The organism is Micrococcus sp. 093350064-1, assembly GCF_053627955.1.
On the sequence record NZ_JBSEYU010000024.1, the window covers coordinates 1 to 4,213 of the forward strand.

A 4,213-nucleotide genomic window follows, 5' to 3' on the forward strand; every position below is an offset into this window, starting at 1 on the left:
CCCCCGACGCGGCCCCGCCGAGGGCCGGCGCACTCCGAGCACCCCCCGGGAGGCCGAGCACACGCGCGCCCGGCCCCGACGGCCCGACCGGCCCGACGGCGGCCCGGGCCGGGCAGCGGCCCGACGGCACGACCGGGCGCACGGGACGCCGCACCACACCCCACACCACACACACGCCACACTCTACGCAATAAACCACGCCATAAACTGCGCCACACCCCCAGTAGACACCCCCGCCCCAAACGTGTATGGTTAGACACGTTGGAGGGCACCGCCCACCACACCCCCGCAGGACCCATCAGGGGCCCCGCACCCCCAGTCCCCAAGGAGGACACCATGAAGACCCTCAAGGCCTCTTCTCCGCTCGCGCTGGCCGACTACGCGGCCGCCGCCCTGCGCAAGACCCCCGCTGATTCCCTGGTGGCCATCGGCATGACCGGCACCCGGCTGGGTGCGGTGATGCGCGTCGACGATGCCGCCCCTGCCGGCTTCCTGGGCACGTTTCTGGCCCAGTCCCTGCGTGACAGCGGCCATGAGCGCGCCATCCTGATCGGATACGGCCCCGAGGACCGCGCCCTGCGCTGGTTCGAGGTGGAGGCCGCCATGGTCGATCACGGGTTGCCCGTCGAGACGCTGGTGACGGTGGACGGGAAGAACTGCACCAACCTGAGCACGGGTGAGAGCGAACCCTACGCGCCGGGGGCCTCTGACCTCGGGCTGACCGTGGCTGTCGAGGGGGGCGCGCCGGTCCAGCACCCGACCGCCGCGCCGCAGGACACCGCCGCGCTGGCTCCGCTGATCACCGCCGCCCGCGAGCGCATGGGGGACTTCCTCACTGACATCCGCGTGCTGGGGCGTGGCATGTCCCGTCTTCTGCGGGATCGGGCGGACCGCAACGCCGCCGCCGTCGTGCTGGCGACCCTGGATCACCCGGACCCCGAGTACCTGCACGCGGCCATGGTGGCCGTGACCGCGCCCCAGCGGCTGGAGACGGTGGACTTCCTGACGGGGACGTTCCCGCACGGGCTGGACTGGGCGGCCACGGAGGAAGCGGAGACGGTGCTCAATGCCGCCGTGGCCATGGGGCCGCGCGAGGCCGCCGCCGGGGCGCTGGCCGTGCTGGCCTACGTGGCCTGGCTCCGTGGCCAGGGTACGCAGGCCGCCGATCGGCTGGGCCAGGCCGCCGCGTGCACGCCGGGGCACGCGCATGTGCGCGCCGTGTCTGCTCTGACCACTGCAACGCCGGTGGCCGCCATTGCCGCTGACCGGGCCCACGCCTGGAAGCCCTCCCGGGGCTGACCGACCCCGCCCGCGCGGGGGCCGCGAGCGCGAGCACGCGGCCCCCGCCGTGTCGGGGACTCGGCGACACGGGCCGGGGCGCTGCACCGCGTGTGCAGCGCCCGGCCCCGGGCCGCCGGCTCTCCGCGACACGTCCCCCTCTTGACCGCGCTCCCTGGAAGGTGCCCGCTATGGCCCAGATGATCCACTTCCCCACCGACCCCGCCGACCCCGTCGAGCTGCTCGAACTCGACGGCCCCGAGGACCTTTCGGCGTTCTTCTGCGACCAGTTCGACGCCGTACACGGCCAGGGCTGGACGGTCTACTTCTGGACCGACCCCCAGCCCCGCGCCTACACCCCCGAGGACCGCAACCACCAGGCCGCCGCGTTCCTGAACGCGCACGCCGCCAACGGACGCACGGACTGGGACACGTTCCTGCGCGGGCCGGTGCTGCTGGCCTGCCGCCCGAAGCTCACCGCCGATCCCCTTCCCGTCGAGCTCACCCAGCACCTGAGCGAGCCCGAGGACCTGGAGCTGCTCCAGGCCGCAAGCTCGGACGCCTGAGTCCGCCGCCGACTCGGCGACATGGGCCGGAGCGCTGTACGCCACGTGCAACGCCCCGGCCCCGGTGCCGGCTCTCCACGACACGTCCCCCTCCTGACCGCGCTCCCAGAAAGGCCGCACCCATGCCCGTCGCCATCCTCTTCCCCGCCCGCCCCGCCGACCCCGAGAACGCCCCGCTCCCGCGCCCGAGCTACGTGACCATCACCGCGCCCGGACAGATCGACGCCGCCCTCTACGGGCGCTCCCAGGCCCTGACCACGCCCACGTGGACCGCGCACACCTGCGCCCGGCAGTCCGAGCTGATCGACGAGGACGCCGTGAACGCCGAGGCCACCGTCTTCCTCGCCCGCACCTTGCCCGAGGCGCGCGCCGTCGTACTCGGCCCCATGATCCTCACCGGCCCCAACGGCGGCGACGTCCCCGCGAACCTTGCCCACCAGGTGCTCACCCTCTACCGGCCCGCCCACGACCCCGCAGCCGAGCTCGCCGCCGCATGGACCCCGCACACCTTCCACCGGATCATCAACCACATCGACCTCCGCGAGTCCCTCGCCCTGACCAACGCCCTGCCCGCCGTCCTGCCCCCTGCCCCCATCCCCCTGCCCCACTGACCGCGAGCACCCGCGCAGCCCCCGCCGCCCCGGTGGGGGCTGCGCCAGCTCGACGACACCCAGCCGGCGCCGCAGCCGGCAGCTGCAGCCGGCCCTCGGCGACACGTCCCCGCCCTGACCGCGCTCGCGGGCCCCGCGGCGGCCCGGGGGAGCCTGACGATCGAGCCGGGGGTGCGGAAGACCGGCACGCCTCCCAGCCTCGTAGACTCTCGGCATCCCCCCGTTACGACGGACGGGCAGCCACCCCTCGGACCCCCGCCAGGCGCCGACGACGGCCCGCAAGCAGGCCTGCCCCGTTCCAAGCTGATCGCGCGCCTCCGGGGCTGCGCCAACTCAATGGCCCCCCTCCCGCAGCCGGCAGCTGCAACCGGCCCTCAGCGACACGTCCCCGCCCTGCCCGCGCTCGCGGGCCGGCTCATGTCGCAGACCATCTCCAGCACTCTCGGCTCCAGGAGTGCCTCCGCGGCCCCCTCACCGAGGCCGACTGCCGACGTGCACCAGGGCATCATGTGGCCCATGGATCCCATGCCCGTAGAGGTCACCCCAACCCCCATGCCCGTAGAGGTCATCCAGATGCCGACCGACCCAGCCAACTTCTGGCTGGGCCTGATCGCCGCCGTCGGCCTCTTCGCTCTATCCGGCTTCCCCGCCTGGGATCGCCTCATTGCGGACATGCAGGCCGGCAAGACGAAGAACCTCCGACGTAAGGCCCTGCTCTTCACGATGATGATCCTGCTCCCTCTCGCTCTGCTCCTGACAGCGCTCGCGGCTCTTGGGACGGACCCAGTTCCAAACCCCAATAACTGGCAGAAAACCTTGTCTATATGCGCCCTGGGCTTATTTGTCCTCTTCCGCGCCCTCCTCCCCAGCCCTCCAAATGCGGAGCAGGCCGCACCCCCCACCATCGTGGCAGCTCCCCAGGACTCCACACCCCGGGAGGAACGCAGGCGATTGACGCTGCGGGACGCCGCATGGCCAGCGCTCGTGATCGGTTCTTTCGTCGCGGGCCGTCGCTGCCGCTGAGCCTCCCTCCCGTGGGCCAGGCCCAGCCGACGCTGCGGGGTGCTGCAGCCGGCCCGCCATCTCCACGACACGTCCCCGCCCGAGCCGCGCTCGCGGCCGGCCCGCCTTGCCCGAGGGCCCGGCCACCCAGGCACCCTCTGCCTACTAACCCTCCGGCTTAGCCTGCCCCGCACGCCGCCGGACATTCACTTCGCGCTGCACCACCCAGTCCTCCTCAACAACCGGCTCTAGCCCCTCCCGTTCGGCCACCTCTGCCGGACTCAACGGATTGGCCCACCCCCACTCCTGGAGGTCCAGCAACCGCACCGCCCGGCGACGGCGATTCAGCTCCTCCTGCTCGGTCACGTTCAGCTCACGCTTGCAAGCCAGCGCGGTCATCTCACTCAGTCCCTCCCGGCTGTCCAGGGCCGCCTCCGTCTCCTCATTGAGGGGGACCGAGTTGACCTGAAAGGACCACAGTTCGGCGTCATTGCGGTGTTTGGCCTCCAGGTCCTCCAGACGGCCCCGCCACTCCCCCAGGGCACGTAGCGTCGCCCTCACGTGCTTCGGCTTCGGGGACTTGAGCTTGCGCAGTGCCGGCACCAACTCTCCGGCCAGGCGGCGCAGCTTGTGCCCCAGTGCGCGCATGTCCTCATCCCCGGGGTCAAGTCCCTGGAAGTGGTGTAACGACCTTCAAGGCATGAGAGTCAGGCCAGGGTCGGCATCACCTCCGCGCTCGCTCCGGTTGTCGAGGGG

Annotated in this window: 5 protein-coding genes; 4 read left to right on the plus strand and 1 reads right to left on the minus strand. The window is 72.3% G+C overall.

The features are described 5' to 3' along the window. The first annotated feature begins 336 nt into the window (after positions 1–336). The 4 genes from ACUW6W_RS11545 to ACUW6W_RS11560 all read left to right on the plus strand — a co-directional run bounded on the left by ACUW6W_RS11545 (position 337) and on the right by ACUW6W_RS11560 (position 3,478). On the plus strand, positions 337–1,299 hold the full coding sequence (locus ACUW6W_RS11545) for a DUF4192 family protein (protein ID WP_158185025.1): 963 nt from the start codon (positions 337–339) through the stop codon (positions 1,297–1,299). Positions 1,300–1,469: 170 nt separating this feature from the next. Then, on the plus strand, positions 1,470–1,844 hold the full coding sequence (locus ACUW6W_RS11550) for a hypothetical protein (RefSeq protein WP_354403838.1): 375 nt from the start codon (positions 1,470–1,472) through the stop codon (positions 1,842–1,844). A 122-nt stretch (positions 1,845–1,966) separates the two neighbouring features. Next, positions 1,967–2,455, plus strand: coding sequence for a hypothetical protein (locus ACUW6W_RS11555; RefSeq protein ID WP_158185023.1), 489 nt, complete (start codon positions 1,967–1,969; stop codon positions 2,453–2,455). 516 nt (positions 2,456–2,971) lie between these two features. Continuing rightward, the gene (locus ACUW6W_RS11560) at positions 2,972–3,478 is read left to right on the plus strand and encodes a hypothetical protein (RefSeq protein ID WP_158185022.1); all 507 of its coding nucleotides are present in this window, start codon (positions 2,972–2,974) and stop codon (positions 3,476–3,478) included. A gap of 144 nt (positions 3,479–3,622) precedes the next feature. Here ACUW6W_RS11560 and ACUW6W_RS11565 read toward each other — a convergent pair whose 3' ends face one another. Next, positions 3,623–4,105, minus strand: a complete 483-nt coding sequence (locus tag ACUW6W_RS11565) for a hypothetical protein (protein WP_454180187.1) — start codon at positions 4,103–4,105, stop codon at positions 3,623–3,625. Positions 4,106–4,213: the final 108 nt, after the last annotated feature.

Coding starts and splice junctions, on each gene's coding strand:
- ACUW6W_RS11545 (WP_158185025.1), top strand. CDS start 337: ATGAAGACCCTCAAGGCCTCTTCTCCGCTCGCGCTGGCCGACTACGCG.
- ACUW6W_RS11560 (WP_158185022.1), top strand. CDS start 2,972: ATGGATCCCATGCCCGTAGAGGTCACCCCAACCCCCATGCCCGTAGAG.
- ACUW6W_RS11550 (WP_354403838.1), top strand. CDS start 1,470: ATGGCCCAGATGATCCACTTCCCCACCGACCCCGCCGACCCCGTCGAG.
- ACUW6W_RS11555 (WP_158185023.1), top strand. CDS start 1,967: ATGCCCGTCGCCATCCTCTTCCCCGCCCGCCCCGCCGACCCCGAGAAC.
- ACUW6W_RS11565 (WP_454180187.1), bottom strand. CDS start 4,105: ATGCGCGCACTGGGGCACAAGCTGCGCCGCCTGGCCGGAGAGTTGGTG.